Raw genomic sequence first — 17,289 nt, 5'->3', positions numbered from 1 at the left:
CTCTTGGAGATGCCGGTGTCCGCGCCCAGGGCTCTGACCAGGTCGTCCACGCTGCGGGTGGACACTCCGTGGACGTATGCCTCGACGATGACGGCGTAGAGGGCCTGGTCGATACGGCGGCGGCGTTCGAGCAGGCTGGGGAAGAAGCTGCCGGTGCGAACCTTGGGGATGGCCAGGTCCAGGTCTCGGCCGGCGTGGTCAGCACCTTGTCGCGGTGACCGTTGCGCCAGGTGGTACGGGTCTCGGCGTGCTCGCCGGGCTCCGCGCCGATGTGGGCGGTGGCCTCGGCCTCGATGAGTTCCCGCAGGATCCGCTGGGCCAGGACCCTGATCAACTCGATTCCGTCCGCCGTACGCAGTGACTCCATCAGCCGGAGTAAGTCATGCTGGGACAAGGCCATCGCGTCACCTCTCTCAACGAGCTTCTCTACTCGGAGAGTTGCGCGATGGCCACCTCATGACCAGGGGCTATGCGGAGATCGCTGCTACACCACTCGGTGGGACACCATCCTCGGCCGTGGTGGAATGGCTGGCGGGCCGGACGAGGCGCACGTCCGTTGAGGACGAATCTACAGACCTCTTGGACCTCTCTACCAGCAGTGGTAACGCAGGCAGGCGTGCCAGACCCGTGCCAGATCGTGCGGGGAACCACGGGGAGCACCGGGGAACTGGTCGACCGCCCGCCAAGCGGCAACACCACTCAGCCGCAGGTCAGCAGGGCTTGCCTCCCTAGACGACCCTAGCTTCCCAAGCTGAGAGCGCTGGCACACGGACACACGGCCGGCGGCGTCGTCACCCAGGCTGATGCCCAACTAGCCAGGGTGCGCCAAGTCCCGCAGGTCGCCGTACTCGTCGAGCCTCCACCGGACGCCGGCGTTGTCTGTGAAGTGAAGGGCCGGACGGTGGCGGTCGACCTCGGCAAACATGGAGCCGGACATGAAGAGGTAGATACGCCCAGCCCCGACCAGTGGGACGGGCACGTTCAGCCGTGGCCCGTCTGAGACTACGGTCAAGCCCCTTCGAAGCAACTCGGCCTCTACAGCTGCCGACGCCTCCTCTGTCTCCTGGTTCCCGAATCGGACTGTGACCTCGTGAATGGGTTCGGCACTGAGGTTGCGCACCTCGATCTTGAAGGTGTCGGGGATGGGCTCACCGTTCGTGTCTGCCGGGGCTCCGCTCTGAACCTCGAGCTCGACTTTCATCTCTACTTGGCGAGCTTGCGCAATCTTGCGGTCGCGAGCAGTAGCGCGAAGCTCAGTACGTTCCAGTGCCAGCGTGGCCGACTGCTCAGCAATGAACCGACGCTGCTCGTCGATCTGGTCCCGCTGGCTCTTCAACGTCCAGATCGTGGCCCCAGCCGCTATGGCGGCGAAGGAGGAACCCACCCACGTAGCGAGATCTCCAGTGTCCACGAAGTCTCCTCAGCCGTAGTTGCACTGGATCATGCCTCACACGGAGCCCAATAGTTGGCGACATCTGTACAGCGGCCAAGAACCGTAACCCCAGCCACCTTTCACGTCCGGCACTGTCCGACGGGACTGCTGCATGATCGGGTGACAGCGGGTTTTATGCAGCCAGAGCTGCGGGTGGCGTTGGGCGGTCTTGCAAGCCGTCGCGGCAGATGTCCGTTGCGTTGCTGTACCTCATCGACCGGATGCGGGCGGCCACCGACGGTATGGCTGGTGAGGGTCCTGATCGCCTTCCGGTACCCGCAGCAGCTAGAGGATCCCCAGGTCCATCGATGGCTGCAACCACAGATCGCAGGAAAGCGTCACTTGCAGTGACCGAGCCCTGTCGCCTCCTTGGAGGGCCTCCGTTGCCGTCACCACCTCAGCCGCCTCTGCCGCCATCTTTGCCACCGCCGCGTGGGCAGTCCGTGGCGGTATGGATACGGCGTACGTTCCGCTCACGCAAAGCGTTGTCGGGCGTCACACAGTGGTTCATCGACTGGGGTATACCGATTGCCCTGGTCATCGGGTTCGTCTGGGTGTTCGGTGCCAGCCGATCCGAAAGGGGTTGGAGCGGCATCTACAGGGCGTTCACGCTCATCGACCCTCCCGTGCACGAATCGTCGTGGGGTGCGTCGGTACTCGGCTGGCTGCTAGTGCCTGCCCTCATTGGTGGAGTGGCCGGTCATGTGATCGCTGCCCGGATGCAGCGGGTCAAGGAGATCGCCACCAATCACCTCTTTCAGCAGAGGGGCCTCAGCCGCCGGCTCAAGTTGCCGGGAAGGATCACCTTTCTTGAGTCACTGCACCTCAAGAGTGCGGTGGACCAAGAGTTCCTGGACCGCTATGTGAGGCGGGCCCACCGGGGAGACTGGAAGAAGGCTCAGGACCACTGGGAGATCCTGGTCCGGGACGTACTCTGCACGGTCGAACTCGCTGAACTGGACCGCACCGAGGCCCTCGAATCCGCCGAGAGCTTCGCCCGCGCGGTGATGTGGATGACCGGCTACCAGGACAAGTGCCTCGTGTGCACCGCGCGCGCCAACCACCCGTGACCCCTCAGGAAGGGCCCTTACGATGCAGACACGAAGCGCCATGGAGATCGCTCGCGCCGCCTTGCGCGAGATCTTTCCCACCGCTCCCGAGGACGGCCTGGACGAGGGGGCACGTCACCTCGCCCGCTGGGGAGTCGAAGGTCACGGAACTCAGCTCGGCAGCTCGGCCGCCGCGCTCATGTACATCGATCTGGCCTGGGCATCACAAGAGGAGCAAGTGCCAGACATCGTCGCTCTGGCCGCCGACGTTCGAGGTGCCGCACGGACCTGGCGTGCGCCATCACAGCGGGGCTGACCATGAACCGCGTGCGTTCTGAGCCGCTCGTTGTCCTGGTCTTTGTCCAGCGCACCGACGGCCGCCACCGTTCACCGCCGTGCGCGCACCCCTCTGACCTGGCCCGCGAACCCCTACGAACGCACCCGGACGGCGACGCGGACAGTTGGAAAGCGTGCGGGTGGGCGGGCCACTTGGATGAAGCCCGCGCGCTTGACATGGTCGAGCCAGTGTGAGGTGATCCACGCACTGTGGTCCTGGTGGGGGAGATGTTGTGTCGAACGTGGTCGTGACGCTCGCAGGCGCTGACTCGCCGGGTGAGCACCTCCAACTGGCCGCCTTAACGACGTTGGGCGCTTGCTTCTTCCTATGGGCGGGGCGGAAGCAACGCCGCACCGGGCGCAGCATCATCGCCCCGAGCGAGACGATCAGGGTCGCCGATGTGCTGATTCCGCCGACAGCGCCAACCCGCGGGCGCCGAGTCGCAGGGTGCGCGTGGATCGTCGTAGGAAGCGTCTTCGTCGTGCCGGCGGTGTTCAACACCGTCGCGGCGATCTATGAACTCCTCGGCTGACCTCCAGCCGCCGTTCTTCCTGCGGTACAGCAGCGAAGTACAGCAACCCCAGCAAGCGACCATGACCATCAGCAACTCTGAGGGACCGTACGGCAGCCTCTATGACCCCCATTGACCGATCTCTACAGAGCTACGGATCAGAAGGTTGCAGGTTCGAATCCTGCCGAGTGCACACTGTGATGTCTCAGGACATCGGAAACCCTCGAACCTACGGGTTCGGGGGTTTCGTCGTGTTCGTGGGGTGCTGGGGCTGGTAGTCGCGGGTGGGGTCGATGATCAGCTCTCGGAGGAGTTCTCCGGTGGTGGCGTTGACGATGCGGACGTGGAGATCGTCGACGAGCAGGATGACGTTGGTTCGGGTGTGGGTTCGTCCGACGCCTATGTGGTGGAGTTTGCCGCCGACGCGGAGGGTGACCAGGCCGGATTGGTCGATGCGGTCGTGGCGGACGCGGGTGTGGGTGTCGGCGTCACGGCTGTGGGCGGGCCGGGCCTTGGGGAGGGTGGCGTAGATCGCTGCCGGGGTCGCGCGGTGGGGCAGGGACCGGTGGGGGCGTTGGTGGTTGTAGGCGTGGGTGAACTGGTCGAGCAGGTCCTGCAGTTGGGGATGCGTGGCGGGCTGGTGGGGCTGGGCGTGTAGCCAGTTCTTACCAGTGGGGCTGGCGGGTGCGGGACCTCACCGTCCGGCAGGGGCATCCGGGGTGCGTGGGGTGCCAGTTGGCGGGGCGCGGGCGCGCCGTGCGGCCACGGCGGAGACGGAGGTCACGGGCACCGGTCCCGCGGGGTCGGCGGCCGCTGCCGCTGCGGAGGCCGGCGGCTGAGTCTGCGGCCGGGGCGGTCGGGGCGGGCGGCGGGTGTCAGTGGGTCCCCCTACGCTCGTGAGTGATGGCACAGGCATGGAAGTGCGCGGGGCTGCGCTGGACGGCGGGCCGTCCCGTGCTGGCTTGGGACGGCGGGTGGCGCAGCGCGCTGGTGCGGGGGAAGCGCGTGGCCTTCGCGGTCGCGGACGGGGGTGGGCGGACATGCGTGGGAGCCAGGGGGCATCCGTGTCCGGTGCGGGCGGGCGTGCCGGGGCGGAGTACGGGGGCGCGGTGCGAGGAGTGCGCGCGGCTGGACCGGGCGCACTCCGTCGCCGCCGACACGATCGCGGACGACCCGCGGCCGTACCGCGTATACCTGGCGTGGTTCGGGCCCGGCATGGTCAAGGTCGGGATCACCGCGGTGGAGCGGGGCTCGGCCCGGCTGCTCGAGCAGGGGGCGGTCTGCTTCAGCTGGCTCGGCGCCGGGCCGCTGATGGCCGCCCGGCGGACCGAGGAACTGCTGCGGGCCGCGCTTCAGGTGCCGGACCGGATCCCGTACGGCGAGAAGCGGGCGGTGCGGTCCCGGTTGCCCGCGTCGGCGGCGGAGCGGGCGGCCGAGGTGGCGGCGCTGCACGCGCGGGCGGTGGGGCTGGCCGGCTGGCCGGAGTCGCTGGCGGGTGAGCCGTGCCGGGTGGTCGACCATGTGGAGGCGTTCGGGATCGCGGGGCTGCCGCCCGCCGCCGGCCTGGTCGGTGAACTGGTCGCGGGCGGGTCGGTGGCCGGCGAGTTGCTGGCGGCGGCCGGGCCCGACCTGCATCTCGCGACCGGGCGCGGGGTCGTCGTGCTCGACACCCGGCTGATGACCGGCTGGGACCTGGTTCCCGCCCCGGACGGGGGCGGGTTCACCGTTCCGGTGCGGGAGTTCAGGGAGGACGTGGGGGTTCAGGACGGGCTGTTCTGACATGCAGGACGGGTCTGAAGGACGGGTCCGCAGGACGGGTCTGCAGGACGGGTTGTTCCGGCCTGCGGGTGCGGGTGATGGTGAGGGCATGAGCGATCACCGAGCGCTGTCCGGGCGGCCGGGCGGACGGACAGCAGTGCAGCCGGGCACCCGCACCCGTACGCCCGCCACCACCGCCCGCACCGAGCCCGCCATTACCGTGCCCACCGCCACCGCGCCCACCGCGCCCACCGCGCCCACCGCGCCCGCCTCCCCCGGGGCGGGCGAGGCCGCCGATGTGCGGCGGTTCTGGGAGCGGCTCGGGGTGCCGGGGCTCGTCGACGTCCACACGCACTTCATGCCGGAGCGCGTCCTGCGCAAGGTCTGGGGGTACTTCGACTCGCTCGGCCCGCTGACCGGCGGTGTCGAGTGGCCCATCACCTACCGGGCGGAGGAGGCCGAACGGGTCGCCCTCATCCGGGAGTTCGGCGTGCGCGCGTTCACGGCCATGCTCTATCCGCACAAGGCCGGCATGGCCGAGTGGCTCAACGGCTGGGCCGTGGACTTCGCCCGCCGCACCCCGGACTGCCTGCACACCTCGACGCTCTTCCCGGAGCCCGGGGTCGAGGCGTACGTGCGGGACGCGGTCGAGGCCGGCGCGCGGGTCTTCAAGGCGCACGTGCAGGTGGGGGCGTACGACCCGGCCGACGAACTGCTCGACCCGGCGTGGGGGCTGCTGGCCGAGGCCGGTACGCCGGTGGTGATCCACTGCGGTTCCGGTCCCGCGCCGGGCAAGCACACCGGGCCCGGACCCGTCGCCCGCGTGCTGGCCCGCCACCCCCGGCTGCGGCTCGTCGTCGCGCACATGGGCATGCCGGAGTACGAGGACTTCCTCGCCCTGGCCGAGCGGTACGACGAGGTGCGGCTGGACACCACCATGGCGTTCACCGGCTTCAGCGAGCGGCTGGCGCCGTTCCCGAAGCGCGCGCTGCCCAGGCTGGCCGGCCTCGGGGACCACATCCTGCTCGGCAGCGACTTCCCCAACATCCCCTACCCCTACCTCGACCAGCTGCGGGCCCTGGAGGAGCTGGGGCTCGGGGACGCGTGGCTGCGCGCCGTGTGCCACGACAACGGGGCGCGGCTGTTCGGGCTGTGACCTCACGTCAACTTCCCACCAGGGAAGCGGCAAGGGATTGCCCAAGCGCCGCCTGAGAGGCGCCTGTGAGTTTCTTAGCAAAATCACAGGTTGTCGAAAGGGCGCTCTCAGAGGGTCCAGACAGTGTGTTCACCATGACCACGACCTCGCCCCAGGGGCGCACCGAACTGCTGAGGCCGGACGGGAGCCCCGTCCGAGTCCTGGTGGTGGACGACGAACTGTCGATCACCGAACTGCTGTCCATGGCCCTTCGCTACGAGGGCTGGCAGATACGCAGCGCCGGTGACGGCACGGGAGCCGTCCAGACCGCGCGGGAGTTCCGTCCCGACGCCGTCGTGCTCGACATGATGCTCCCCGACATGGACGGGCTGACCGTGCTGGGGCGGCTGCGCCGCGAGCTGCCCGACGTGCCGGTCCTGTTCCTCACCGCCAAGGACGCGGTCGAGGACCGTATCGCCGGTCTCACCGCCGGCGGCGACGACTACGTGACCAAGCCCTTCAGCCTCGAGGAGGTCGTCGCCCGGCTGCGCGGACTGATCCGCCGTTCCGGCGCCGCCGACCGGCGCTCCGAATCGGTCCTGGTCGTCGGCGACCTCACCCTCGACGAGGACAGCCACGAGGTCTCGCGGGCCGGCCAGAACATCCACCTCACCGCCACCGAGTTCGAACTGCTGCGCTTCCTGATGCGCAACCCGCGGCGCGTGCTCAGCAAGGCGCAGATCCTCGACCGCGTGTGGTCGTACGACTTCGGCGGCCAGGCCAACGTGGTGGAGCTGTACATCTCCTACCTGCGCCGGAAGATCGACGCCGGACGCGAGCCCATGATCCACACCCGTCGGGGTGCCGGGTACCTGATCAAGCCCGCCGCGTCATGAGCGGGCGACGGCGACCGCGACCGCGGAAGCGACGCGGGGGCCTGCCCGCCCGGACGAAGCCGAGAGCGGGGGCGGGACAGCCGCGCACCCTGCGGACGCGGCTCGTCGTCGCGTCCGTGGTGCTGATCGCCGTCGTCTGCGCGGTGATCGGCACGGTGACGACGCTGGCCCTGCGGTCCCACTTGTACGAGCAGCTGGACGGGCGGCTGAACGAGGTCGCGGCGCGCGCCGCGGGCGGCTTCGGGCCGCCCGGCGCCGGCAAGAACGACAAGAACGCCGTTTCCACGCCGCCCGAGCAGCAGGGCAGGACGGACCTCGCCGAGTTCGTCACGCACGGGCCGCAGCCCGAGGGCACGGTCGCCGCGAAGGTGGTGAAGGGCTCCATCACCGACGGCCGGGTCGGCAAGAAGTCGACCGACAGCAGCGGCGTCACCAACATGGACGACGAGGAACTCGACGAGTCCGTGATCAAGGCCCTCAACCAGGTGGCCCAGGACAGCCGGACGCACACGGTGGAGCTGCCCGGGCTGGGCGACTACCTCGTCAAGTACGTCACCGGGGTCAACGGCGACTACTACGTCGCCATCCCCACCAAGGACACCGACAGCACCATCAACACCCTGATCCTCGTCGAGGTCAGCGTCACCGCCGCCGGTCTCGGCGCGGCCGTCATAGCCGGTTACGTGCTGGTCGGCGTCGCCACCCGCCCGCTGCGCCGGGTCGCCGCCACCGCCACCCGTGTCTCCGAACTCCCCCTGCACACCGGCGAGGTCAACCTCAGCGAGCGCGTCCCGGAGTCCGAGACCGACCCGCACACCGAGGTCGGCCAGGTCGGCGCCGCGCTCAACCGGATGCTGGACCACGTCCACGGCGCCCTGCACGCCCGCCAGCAGAGCGAGATGCGGGTACGGCAGTTCGTCGCCGACGCCAGCCACGAACTGCGTACGCCCCTCGCCTCCATCCGCGGGTACGCCGAGCTGACCCGGCGCGGCCGCGAGCAGGTCGGCCCCGACACCCGGCACGCCCTCGGCCGCATCGAGTCCGAGGCGGGCCGGATGACGCTGCTCGTGGAGGACCTGCTGCTGCTCGCCCGGCTGGACGCGGGCCGTCCGCTGCAGTTCGAGCAGACCGACCTCATCCCCCTCGTCGTCGACACCGTCAGCGACTCCCGGGCGGCCGGCATGGACCACAACTGGCGCCTCGACCTGCCCGACGAGCCGGCCCTGGTGTCGGCCGACGCGGCACGCGTCCAGCAGGTGCTGGTCAACCTGCTCGGCAACGCCCGCAAGCACACCCCGCCCGGTACGACCGTCACCGCGCGCGTGCAGCGGCGCGGACCGTGGATGTGCGTGGACGTCGAGGACAACGGCCAGGGCATCCCGCCGGAGCTGCTGCCGCACGTCTTCGAACGGTTCGCCCGAGGCGACTCGGCGCGCTCCCGCTCGACCGGCTCGACCGGCCTGGGGCTCGCCATCGTGCAGGCCGTGGCGACCGCGCACGGCGGCGCCGTGACCGTGGACAGCGTGCCCGGACGCACGGTGTTCACCGTCCATCTGCCGGCCCTGGCCCCGCAGGCGCCCCGGCCGGCCCCCGAAACGAACCGGCAATCACACTCACAGGCACAGCACAGCGCCACCACATGGGTGCGACAGGACGCTTGACCAGAGTCGATGTCATGCGAACCGACTCTTCTCCCGGCACCCTGCCGGCGCGGGAGCACCTCCCGGCCGGCGACGCCGGTACGCCTGTCCTGGACGTAGTGATCCCCGTCTACAACGAGGAGAAGGACCTCCAGCCGTGCGTGCTGAGACTGCACGAGCACCTCAGGCGCACCTTCCCGTACGCGTTCCGCATCACGATCGCGGACAACGCCTCGACGGACACCACCCCCCTGGTGGCCCGGCGGCTGGAGGCGGACATCCCCGAGGTCCGGTCCTTCCGGCTGGAGCAGAAGGGCCGCGGCCGCGCGCTGCGGACCGTCTGGTCCGCCTCGGACGCCCCGGTCCTCGCCTACATGGACGTGGACCTGTCCACCGACCTCAACGCGCTGCTGCCGCTGGTGGCGCCGCTGATCTCGGGCCACTCCGACCTGGCGATCGGTTCCCGGCTGGCCCGCTCCTCCCGCGTCGTACGGGGCACCAAGCGGGAGTTCATCAGCCGGGCCTACAACCTCATCCTGCGCGGCTCGCTGCAGGCCCGGTTCTCGGACGCGCAGTGCGGCTTCAAGGCGATACGCCGTGACGTCGCCCAGGTGCTGCTGCCGCTGGTGGAGGACACCGGCTGGTTCTTCGACACCGAGATGCTGGTCCTCGCCGAGCGGGCGGGCCTGCGCATCCACGAGGTGCCGGTCGACTGGGTCGACGACCCGGACTCGACGGTGCACATCGTGCGCACGGCGACCGACGACCTCAAGGGAGTGTGGCGCGTGGGCAGGGCCCTGGCCACCGGTTCGCTGCCGCTGGACCGGCTCGCCCGTCCCTTCGGCGACGATCCGCGCGACCGCGACCTCGAGGACGTGCCGAAGGGGCTGGCCCGCCAGCTCGTCGGGTTCTGCGTGGTCGGCGGTCTGTCGACGCTGTTCTACCTGCTCCTCTACAGCGGCTTCCGGGTGTTCTCCGGCTCGCAGGCGGCCAACGCGCTCGCCCTGCTGGTCTCGGCGGTCGCCAACACCGCGGCCAACCGCCGCCTGACCTTCGGGGTGCGCGGACGCGGCGGCGCCGTCCGGCACCAGGCGCAGGGCCTGGTCGTCTTCGGCATCGGCCTCGCGCTGACCAGCGGTTCGCTCGCCGCACTCAACGCGGCGACGTCCGACCCGGCCCACTCCACCGAACTGGCCGTCCTGATCGCCGCCAACCTCGCGGCGACGGTGCTGCGCTTCCTGCTGTTCCGGGCGTGGGTGTTCCCCGACCGCCAGGAGGAGCGGCACTCGGCCGTGGTGGCCTCGCGCACCCCGTCCGCACCGGCCCACGCACAGCAAGCGCAGCCCCAGCACCCGCACGCGCACCCGTACTGGCAGCAGACCACGGTCCCGTTCCGCGCCGGTGAAGCCGCGGACCGCACCCGCACCCGCACCTGGGGGGACGCCACCGTGCAGCTGCAGCCGGTGCGCCCCACCGACACCGACCCGAGGGACTTCCGATGACCACCGACTACGACCGGACCAGCCACGAGGCCGGACCGGGTCCCTCCGCCTGGGGACCACCGACTACGAGCGTGCCGTCGGCGAGCGCGCCGACGACGGACACGCTCACCCCGGCCCCGCAGGAGCCCGTGGCGCCGCCGCCGCTCCCGCCCGCTCCCGCGGCGGGCGAACCGAAGCAGCCGTTCGGGCGTGGACTGTGGCGGGGCCGGCCCGAGGACCCCCGCTGGGCGCGCCCGGCCCTCCTCGGCCTGCTGCTGGCCACCGGCCTGCTCTACCTCTACAACCTCAGCGCCTCCGGCTACGCCAACTCCTTCTACTCCGCGGCCGTCCAGGCCGGCAGCAAGAGCTGGAAGGCGTTCTTCTTCGGCTCGCTGGACGCGGGCAACGCCATCACCGTCGACAAGCCCCCGGCCTCGCTGTGGCCGATGGAGCTGTCGGTGCGGATCTTCGGGCTGAACTCGTGGGCGATCCTGGTCCCCGAGGTCCTGATGGGCGTCGCGACGGTCGCCGTCGTGTACGCGGCCGTGCGCCGCCGGTCCACCCCCGCGGCCGGACTGATCGCCGGCGCGGTGCTCGCGCTCACCCCCGTCGCGGCGCTGATGTTCCGGTTCGACAACCCGGACGCGATGCTGGCCCTGCTGATGGCGCTGGCCTGCTACTACGTCGTCCGCGCGGTCGAGGACGGCCGGACCAGGTGGCTGTTGTGGGCCGGGGTCGCGATCGGCTTCGCGTTCCTCGCCAAGACCCTGCAGGCCTTCCTGATCCTGCCGCCGCTGGCGATCGTGTACGCGGTGTGCGCGCCGGTGCCGCTGAAGAAGCGGTTGGGGCAGCTGGCCGCGGCGACGCTCGCGCTGGTCGTCTCCGGCGGCTGGTGGGTCGCGATCGTCGAGCTGTGGCCGGCCTCCTCCCGCCCCTACATCGGCGGCTCGCAGAACAACTCCTTCCTGGAGCTGACCTTCGGCTACAACGGCCTCGGCCGCCTGAGCGGCGACGAGACCGGCAGCGTCGGCGGCGGTGGCGGCGGGGGCGGCACCGGCATGTGGGGCGAGACCGGCTGGAACCGGATGTTCAACTCCGAGGTCGGCGGCCAGATCTCCTGGCTGCTGCCGGCCGCGCTGATCCTGCTGGCCGCCGGTCTGGTGGCCACCCGCAAGCTGCCGCGCACCTCCGCGACCCGCGCCGCGTTCCTGGTCTGGGGCGGCTCGCTGCTGACGACCATGGTCGTCTTCAGCTACATGGCGGGCATCTTCCACCAGTACTACACGGTGGCCCTCGCCCCCTACCTGGCGGCCGTGGTCGGCATGGGCTCGGCGCTGCTGTGGGAGCGGCGGAGCGAGACGTGGGCGTCGCTCACCCTCGCGGCCTCGGCCGTGGCGAGCGCCGCCTGGGGCTACATCCTGCTCAACCGCACCCCGGACTACCTGCCCTGGCTGAAGTGGCTGGTCCTGGTCGGCGGTCTGACGGCCGCACTCGGCCTGATCTTCGCGGGCCGCATCAGCCGGCGGCTCGCCCTCGGGGCGGCGGCCCTGGGCCTGGTGGCCGCGCTGGCCGGCCCGACCGCGTACACCCTGAGCACCGTGGACAGCGGACACACCGGCTCCATCGTGACGGCCGGTCCGGCGGGTGCGAGCACGATGGGCGGCGGCCCCGGCGGTCCCGGCGGTCCCGGCGGCGGCATGCGGGGCCAGCAGGGCCAGCAGGGCCAGAACCAGCAGAACGGCAACGGCAACACGCAGGGCCAGCAGGGCAACGGCTTCCCCGGCGGTGGCCCCGGCGGCTTCCCGGGCGGCGCACCCGGCCAGCAGGGCCAGCAGAACGGCAACGGCAACACGCAGGGTCAGGGCCAGAACCAGCAGGGCGGCATGCCCGGCGGCCAGACGGGCGACGGCGGCGGCATGGGCGGCGGCGGTGGCGCCGGCGGCCTGCTGAACGGCGCGAGCGTCAGCTCCGAGGCCAAGAAGCTGCTGGAGACCGACGCGGACGAGTACACCTGGGTCGCCGCGGCCATCGGCGCCCAGAACGCGGCGAGCTACCAGCTCTCCACCGGCGAACCGGTGATGGCGATCGGCGGCTTCAACGGCACCGACCCCTCCCCGACGCTGGCCCAGTTCAAGAAGTACGTGGCAGAGGGGAAGATCCACTACTTCGTCGCCGGCGGCGGCATGGGCGGCGGCAACAGCGGCACCTCCGCGCAGATCACCTCCTGGGTGGAGGCCAACTTCAAGACGGTGACGGCCGGTTCGGCCACCTTCTACGACCTCACGCAGAAGACGAGCGGCTGACGGTCCGTCGGACGGAGCAGGGCGGTGGCCTCGGCCACCGCCCTGCTCCGTCTGTCGTCCACCGCCGGTGACCGTCCCACGCGTCACCCACGTCCCCCGCCGCGTTGGCGCGCGGGGCGGAACGGGCAGACTCGGGGGTGGTGGCCGCCCGCAGCCGGGCGGGCGGATGCCGCCACCTGGCATCCTGGCCGGCGAACGACGTCGAGGAAGGTGCGCCATGGTGAGGGCAGCCGAGCGGGCCGGGCGGACCAGCGTCTGGCTGGAGGGCAAGCCCCGCCGGGGAGGCCGCGGCAGCGGACAGCCGTCGGGGCTGGACCGGGAGCGGATCACCGAGGCGACGGTCCGGCTGCTGGACGGCGAGGGGCTGGCCGGATTCTCCATGCGCCGCCTGGCCGCCGAGCTGAACGTCACCGCGATGTCCGTCTACTGGTACGTCGACACCAAGGACGACCTGCTCGAACTCGCCCTCGACGCGGCCTTCGGCGAGCTGGCGCTGCCCGACCCGGACGCCGGCCCCGACGCCGACGAGGACTGGCGCGACCAACTGCGGACGCTGGCCCGGGAGTACCGCACCCTGCTGGTGCGCCACCCCTGGCTGTCCCCGCTGGCCGGCACGTTCCTCAACATCGGCCCGAACTCGCTGTCGTTCTCCCGCGCCGTCCAGCAGGTCGTCCGCAGGACCGGCCTGCCCGTGCACGGTCTGACCGGCGCCATCTCCGCCGTCTTCCAGTTCGTGTACGGCTACGGCACGGTCGAGGGCCACTTCATCGCCCGCTGCGCCGCCGCGGGCATGACCCAGGACGAGTACTTCCGGTACGCGATGAGCGCGGCGACCCGGGCCCCGGAAGCCGCCGAGGTCGTCCAGGAGTCCGCCGAGCTCATGGCGGCCCGCGGCGGCGACACGGTGCAGGACATGCGGGAGAGGGACTTCGCCTTCGCCCTGGAGCTGCTGTTGGCGGGCATCGAGGCGATGGTCGCCCGGGGCTGACCGCTCGCTTCCGGGCGCCGGACCTCCCGCTCCTGGCCGTCGGCCGCGCTGCTCCTGGCCGTCGGCCGCGCTGCTCCTGGCCGCCGGCCGCACGCCTGGCCGCTCGCCGTGCTGCTCCTGGCCCCCGCCGTGCTGCTCCTGGCCCCCCGCCGTGCTACTCCTGGGACGCCAGCCGGGCCGGGAAGCCGCCGGTGGCCACCGGACCCCACTTCTCGGGCGTGACCCGGATGATCGACTTGCCCTGCTTCAGCATGGCCGCCCGGTACTCGTCCCAGTCCGGGTGCTCGCCGGCGATGTTGCGGTAGTACTCCACCAGCGGCTCGACGGAGTCGGGGCTGTCGATCACCTCGGCGGTGCCGTCGATCTGGACCCAGGGCCCGTTCCAGTCGTCGCTCAGCACGATCAGGCTGACGTGCGGGTCCCGCTTGGCGTTGCGCGTCTTGGCGCGCTCGGGGTAGGTGGAGACGACGATCCGGCCGGAGTCGTCGACGCCGCAGGTCAGCGGGGAGCCCTGCGGGCTGCCGTCGGCACGCCGGGTCAGCAGGATCGCGCGATGGCGGGGCCGTACGAAGTCCAGCAGCTCGTCCAGGGAGACGCGGGTGTTGGTCGCGATGTTCGGTGCCATGGCGCCAGCCTAGGACGTCCCGCCCGCCGGCCCGGGACGTGTCGCGCGGCTTCTCGCCGCTCCGCTCAGCCCGGCAGCGCCTCCGTCAGATTGCCGAAGACCGGAACGTCCCGGCGTATCCCGGTCAGCTCCAGGACCCGGCTGGGCAGGCCGCCCGGCGCCGCCACGACCCGCAGCGGGACGCGGCCGGCCAGGAAGCGGTGGACGTCCCCGACGAGGCGGGCGCCCTGGGAGTCCATGAAGCCGGTGCCGGTCAGGTCCAGCACCAGCAGGTCCATCCGGCCGAGGCGGGAGGTCACGGCGGCGGCCACGGCGTCGAGCAGCAGCGCGCCGTTGGCGAGGTCGATCTCGTCGGGAAGGGTGATCAGTGTGCATCCGGGCAGGTCATCGACCCGGCAGAGGGCCAGCAGGAAGGTCATCGCACTCACCTGGCAGACGGCAGACGGACGTCCGGAATCCGGGGGAGGCCACTTCCCGACCTGCCGTCATTCCACCATGCCCCAGGGAGGCTTGAAAAGGGCAGTCGTACCGACGGCCGGGAGGACGTGATCGGCGTGCGGGAGAACGGATAAAGTGCTGTCCGTACTGTGCTCGCAGTCAGGAATGTGCTGCGGAGCTCTCCTGCGCACGGCTTGTCGGCCGTGCATGCCGAAGAGGTTCGTGGTGACTGCGTCTGAATTTTCTGATTTGCCCCCCTTTTCAGCGGGGTTCGAGCTGGCCGAAGCCCTGACGGCGGCGGCACAGCAACTGCACGACACCGTCACCCCCAACAGCGCCATGCGCACTGCGGCCCGTCTGGCCGTGCACCTGCTGCCCGGCGCCGAGCACGCCGGCGTCTCGGTGCTCGACGGCGACAGCCACCCGCGCACGGTCGCCTGGACCGACGAGATCGTCCGCGCCGCGGAGGCGTCGGGCGCGGACGGGGACCGGCAGCAGCCGTACTGGGACGGGCTCTGGCACCGGCCCGTCGTCCGCCTGGACGACAGTGAGACCGAGGAGGGCGGCGGCGGCCTGGCGGGCCTGGGCCTGCGCTCCGCGCTCGCGCTGCGGCTGCGCACCGACCGGCGGCGGCTGACCGTGCTGACCGCGTACGCGCGCCGGCCCCGGGCCTTCGACGAGGCCGCCACCCGCATCGGCCGCCTGTTCACCGCGCACGTCAGCCTGGCCCTGGACTCGACGACGGTGCGTGAGCAGCTCACCGAGGCGATGCGCACCCGCGACCTGATCGGCCAGGCCACCGGCATCCTCATGGAACGCATGAACATGGACGCGGCCGAGGCGTTCGACAGCCTGGTACGGGCCTCGCAGCGGGAGAACGTCAAGCTGCGCGACCTGGCGCGGCGCATCGTCGACGCGAGCAACCGGCCGGCGTGAGGACGCGTGCGCGGCCGGTGAGGGCGTGTGCGCGCGGGCGGCGTGAGGGTGTGTGCGCGGGCGGCGGTGCGACGTCCGCCACGGTCCGGTCCGTGCTTGTCCGCGGCCTTCCGGGTTATCAGTACTCTCATGAGTCCTGACACGCCCGGCACATCCGGCTCCGACACGTTGGAGATGGCGATCGCGCGCAGCGGCGGACTCGACACGCTGCTGCGGGACCTGACCGACCGAGCGGTCCGGGCGGTGCCCGGTGCCGCCGCCTGCAGTGTCACGGTGCGCAGGGGCGACCGCCTGCTGACCCTGGCGGGCAGCAGCGACCTGGTCAACGGTCTCGACCAGCGCCAGTACGAGAACGGCTCGGGCCCCTGCGTCGAGGCCGCCGACACGGGCCTCGAGCAGTACGCGCCGGACCTCGCCGCCGAGACCCGCTGGCCGCGCTACACGGCCTACGCCCGTTCCGTCGGCGTCCGCTGCGTCCTGGCCCTGCCGCTCGTCGTGCAGCGCGAACGGGGCGCGGCCCTCAACTTCTACGGCGTCGAGCCGGGTGTCCTGGGCACCGGCAGGCGGGCCGCCCGCGCCTTCGCCGCGCAGGCCGCGGACGCCGTCAGCCTCGCGCTGCGCGTGGAACGCGAGACGGACTCCGTCGCCGACGTCCGCACCGCCCTGCTCTCCCGCAGCGTCATCGACCAGGCGATCGGCATCCTCATGGCGCAGGAGCGCATCAACGCCGCCACGGCCATGGAGCGCCTGCGCCGCGTCTCGCAGAACGCGAACATGAAGCTGCGCGACCTGTGCGCCGAACTCGTCACCCGGACCGCGGGCGGCTGACCGTCCACTCCGGGCGGCTGACCGTCCACCGCGGGCGGCTGACCGTCCACCGCGGGCGGGTCACGGCTGGGGCAGGGACTCGCCCTGTACCGCCTGGACGTCCAGCTCCACCTTCAGCGTCGTGCCGATCGCGGCGATGCCCGCCTGCACGACCTGGTTGTAGTGCATGGCGAAGTCCTCGCGCCGCAGCTCCGTCGTCGCGCGGAACGCGGCGCGGGTGCCGCCCCACGGGTCGGCGCTGGTGCCGAGGTAGGCGAGGTCGAGGTCGACGGGCCGTACGACGCCGTGCAGCGTCAGCTCGCCGTGCACCGTCCAGCGGTCCGGCCCGGCCGCCGTCAGGCCCGTGGAGCGGTAGACGATCTCCGGGTACTTCTCGACGTCCAGGAAGTCCGGCGAGCGCAGGTGGCCGTCGCGCATCCCGTTGCCGGTGTCGATGGACGAGGCCCGGATGACGGCCTCGACGCTGGACTTCCCCACCTCGTCCGGGGCGATCTCGACGCGTCCGGCGAACTCGGTGAACCGGCCGCGGACACTGGAGATCCCCAGGTGCCGGGCGACGGCGGTGACCGCCGAGTGCGCCGGGTCGATGGTCCACGGTCCGGGCGCCGGCAGCTCGGTGCCGCCCTGCCGGTCCAGGGTCACCGTGCCGACCTCGGCCCGCCGGCTCGCGGTGACGATCGCGGTCGCGGCGGCGGGCGCGTACCCGACGGCCGTGACGACGACGGTGTACGGCCCGGGAGCGAGCCCGGTCGTGTCCCGTACGTTTCCCTCGGCGTCCGCCTCGGCCCGCAGCACCTGCGCACCGGTCATGTCGGTCACCGTGACGATCGCGTGCGACACGGCCCATCCGTCCCGCGTGCGGATCCTCGCGGTCAGTCCCATCCCGTTTTCTCCCTGCAACAGCACGTGGTCGTGAAAGAGGCCGGCCCGTG

17 protein-coding genes and 1 pseudogene are annotated in these 17,289 nt (G+C 71.3%); 13 read left to right on the top strand and 5 right to left on the bottom strand.

The features are described 5' to 3' along the window. Both ACH4ZX_RS31840 and ACH4ZX_RS31835 read right to left on the bottom strand, forming a co-directional pair. Positions 1 to 400, bottom strand: a pseudogene (locus ACH4ZX_RS31840) (transposase); the annotation flags it as partial. A gap of 411 nt (positions 401 to 811) precedes the next feature. Beyond that, positions 812 to 1,411, bottom strand: coding sequence for a hypothetical protein (locus ACH4ZX_RS31835; protein WP_398280342.1), 600 nt, complete (start codon positions 1,409 to 1,411; stop codon positions 812 to 814). 464 nt (positions 1,412 to 1,875) lie between these two features. Here ACH4ZX_RS31835 and ACH4ZX_RS31830 point away from each other — a divergent pair, with 464 nt between their 5' ends. From ACH4ZX_RS31830 to ACH4ZX_RS31780, 11 genes are all read left to right on the top strand, one after another. After that, the gene (locus ACH4ZX_RS31830) at positions 1,876 to 2,502 is read left to right on the top strand and encodes a DUF6313 family protein (protein WP_398280339.1); all 627 of its coding nucleotides are present in this window, start codon (positions 1,876 to 1,878) and stop codon (positions 2,500 to 2,502) included. 22 nt (positions 2,503 to 2,524) lie between these two features. Continuing rightward, on the top strand, positions 2,525 to 2,797 hold the full coding sequence (locus tag ACH4ZX_RS31825) for a hypothetical protein (RefSeq protein WP_398280336.1): 273 nt from the start codon (positions 2,525 to 2,527) through the stop codon (positions 2,795 to 2,797). Positions 2,798 to 3,050: 253 nt separating this feature from the next. Beyond that, entirely contained in the window at positions 3,051 to 3,350 is a 300-nt protein-coding gene (locus tag ACH4ZX_RS31820; protein ID WP_398280334.1) for a hypothetical protein, read from the top strand. Between the two features lie 322 nt (positions 3,351 to 3,672). Continuing rightward, positions 3,673 to 3,987 (top strand): hypothetical protein, encoded by a 315-nt coding sequence (locus tag ACH4ZX_RS31815; RefSeq protein ID WP_398280331.1) that lies wholly within the window; start codon positions 3,673 to 3,675, stop codon positions 3,985 to 3,987. Between the two features lie 245 nt (positions 3,988 to 4,232). Next, a complete protein-coding gene (locus tag ACH4ZX_RS31810) occupies positions 4,233 to 5,108 on the top strand; it encodes a DUF2797 domain-containing protein (protein WP_398280328.1) in 876 nt (291 codons plus the stop codon). Positions 5,109 to 5,196: 88 nt separating this feature from the next. Beyond that, a complete protein-coding gene (locus ACH4ZX_RS31805) occupies positions 5,197 to 6,243 on the top strand; it encodes an amidohydrolase family protein (protein WP_398280325.1) in 1,047 nt (348 codons plus the stop codon). Positions 6,244 to 6,377: 134 nt separating this feature from the next. Continuing rightward, on the top strand, positions 6,378 to 7,118 hold the full coding sequence (locus ACH4ZX_RS31800) for a response regulator transcription factor (RefSeq protein WP_398280322.1): 741 nt from the start codon (positions 6,378 to 6,380) through the stop codon (positions 7,116 to 7,118). Next, positions 7,115 to 8,779, top strand: coding sequence for an ATP-binding protein (locus ACH4ZX_RS31795; RefSeq protein ID WP_398280319.1), 1,665 nt, complete (start codon positions 7,115 to 7,117; stop codon positions 8,777 to 8,779). Before ACH4ZX_RS31800 ends, ACH4ZX_RS31795 begins: the two co-directional genes overlap by 4 nt. Before the next feature lie 14 nt (positions 8,780 to 8,793). Continuing rightward, positions 8,794 to 10,260 (top strand): glycosyltransferase, encoded by a 1,467-nt coding sequence (locus ACH4ZX_RS31790; protein ID WP_398280316.1) that lies wholly within the window; start codon positions 8,794 to 8,796, stop codon positions 10,258 to 10,260. Continuing rightward, entirely contained in the window at positions 10,257 to 12,542 is a 2,286-nt protein-coding gene (locus ACH4ZX_RS31785; RefSeq protein WP_398280313.1) for an ArnT family glycosyltransferase, read from the top strand. Before ACH4ZX_RS31790 ends, ACH4ZX_RS31785 begins: the two co-directional genes overlap by 4 nt. A 217-nt stretch (positions 12,543 to 12,759) precedes the next feature. Then, the gene (locus tag ACH4ZX_RS31780; RefSeq protein WP_398280310.1) at positions 12,760 to 13,530 is read left to right on the top strand and encodes a TetR/AcrR family transcriptional regulator; all 771 of its coding nucleotides are present in this window, start codon (positions 12,760 to 12,762) and stop codon (positions 13,528 to 13,530) included. A gap of 154 nt (positions 13,531 to 13,684) precedes the next feature. Here ACH4ZX_RS31780 and ACH4ZX_RS31775 read toward each other — a convergent pair whose 3' ends face one another. Together ACH4ZX_RS31775 and ACH4ZX_RS31770 are read right to left on the bottom strand one after the other, a co-directional pair. After that, entirely contained in the window at positions 13,685 to 14,155 is a 471-nt protein-coding gene (locus ACH4ZX_RS31775; RefSeq protein ID WP_360746391.1) for a PPOX class F420-dependent oxidoreductase, read from the bottom strand. Positions 14,156 to 14,220: 65 nt separating this feature from the next. Beyond that, positions 14,221 to 14,574 (bottom strand): STAS domain-containing protein, encoded by a 354-nt coding sequence (locus tag ACH4ZX_RS31770; RefSeq protein WP_398280351.1) that lies wholly within the window; start codon positions 14,572 to 14,574, stop codon positions 14,221 to 14,223. 226 nt (positions 14,575 to 14,800) lie between these two features. Between ACH4ZX_RS31770 and ACH4ZX_RS31765 the strand changes: the two genes are divergently transcribed. Together ACH4ZX_RS31765 and ACH4ZX_RS31760 are read left to right on the top strand one after the other, a co-directional pair. Next, positions 14,801 to 15,529, top strand: coding sequence for an ANTAR domain-containing protein (locus ACH4ZX_RS31765; protein ID WP_398280307.1), 729 nt, complete (start codon positions 14,801 to 14,803; stop codon positions 15,527 to 15,529). 129 nt (positions 15,530 to 15,658) lie between these two features. Further along, positions 15,659 to 16,357, top strand: a complete 699-nt coding sequence (locus ACH4ZX_RS31760) for a GAF and ANTAR domain-containing protein (RefSeq protein ID WP_398280304.1) — start codon at positions 15,659 to 15,661, stop codon at positions 16,355 to 16,357. Positions 16,358 to 16,417: 60 nt separating this feature from the next. Here the strand turns inward: ACH4ZX_RS31760 and ACH4ZX_RS31755 are convergent, their stop codons facing one another. Then, positions 16,418 to 17,239, bottom strand: a complete 822-nt coding sequence (locus ACH4ZX_RS31755; protein WP_398280301.1) for a YceI family protein — start codon at positions 17,237 to 17,239, stop codon at positions 16,418 to 16,420. Between the last annotated feature and the right edge of the window lie 50 nt (positions 17,240 to 17,289).

The sequence above is a fragment of the Streptomyces sp. NPDC020490 genome, from assembly GCF_044335305.1.
In the GTDB taxonomy this organism is placed as follows: domain Bacteria; phylum Actinomycetota; class Actinomycetes; order Streptomycetales; family Streptomycetaceae; genus Streptomyces.
The sequence above is the reverse complement of the archived record's forward strand: the minus strand, read 5'-3'. Positions and strand labels throughout refer to the sequence as shown.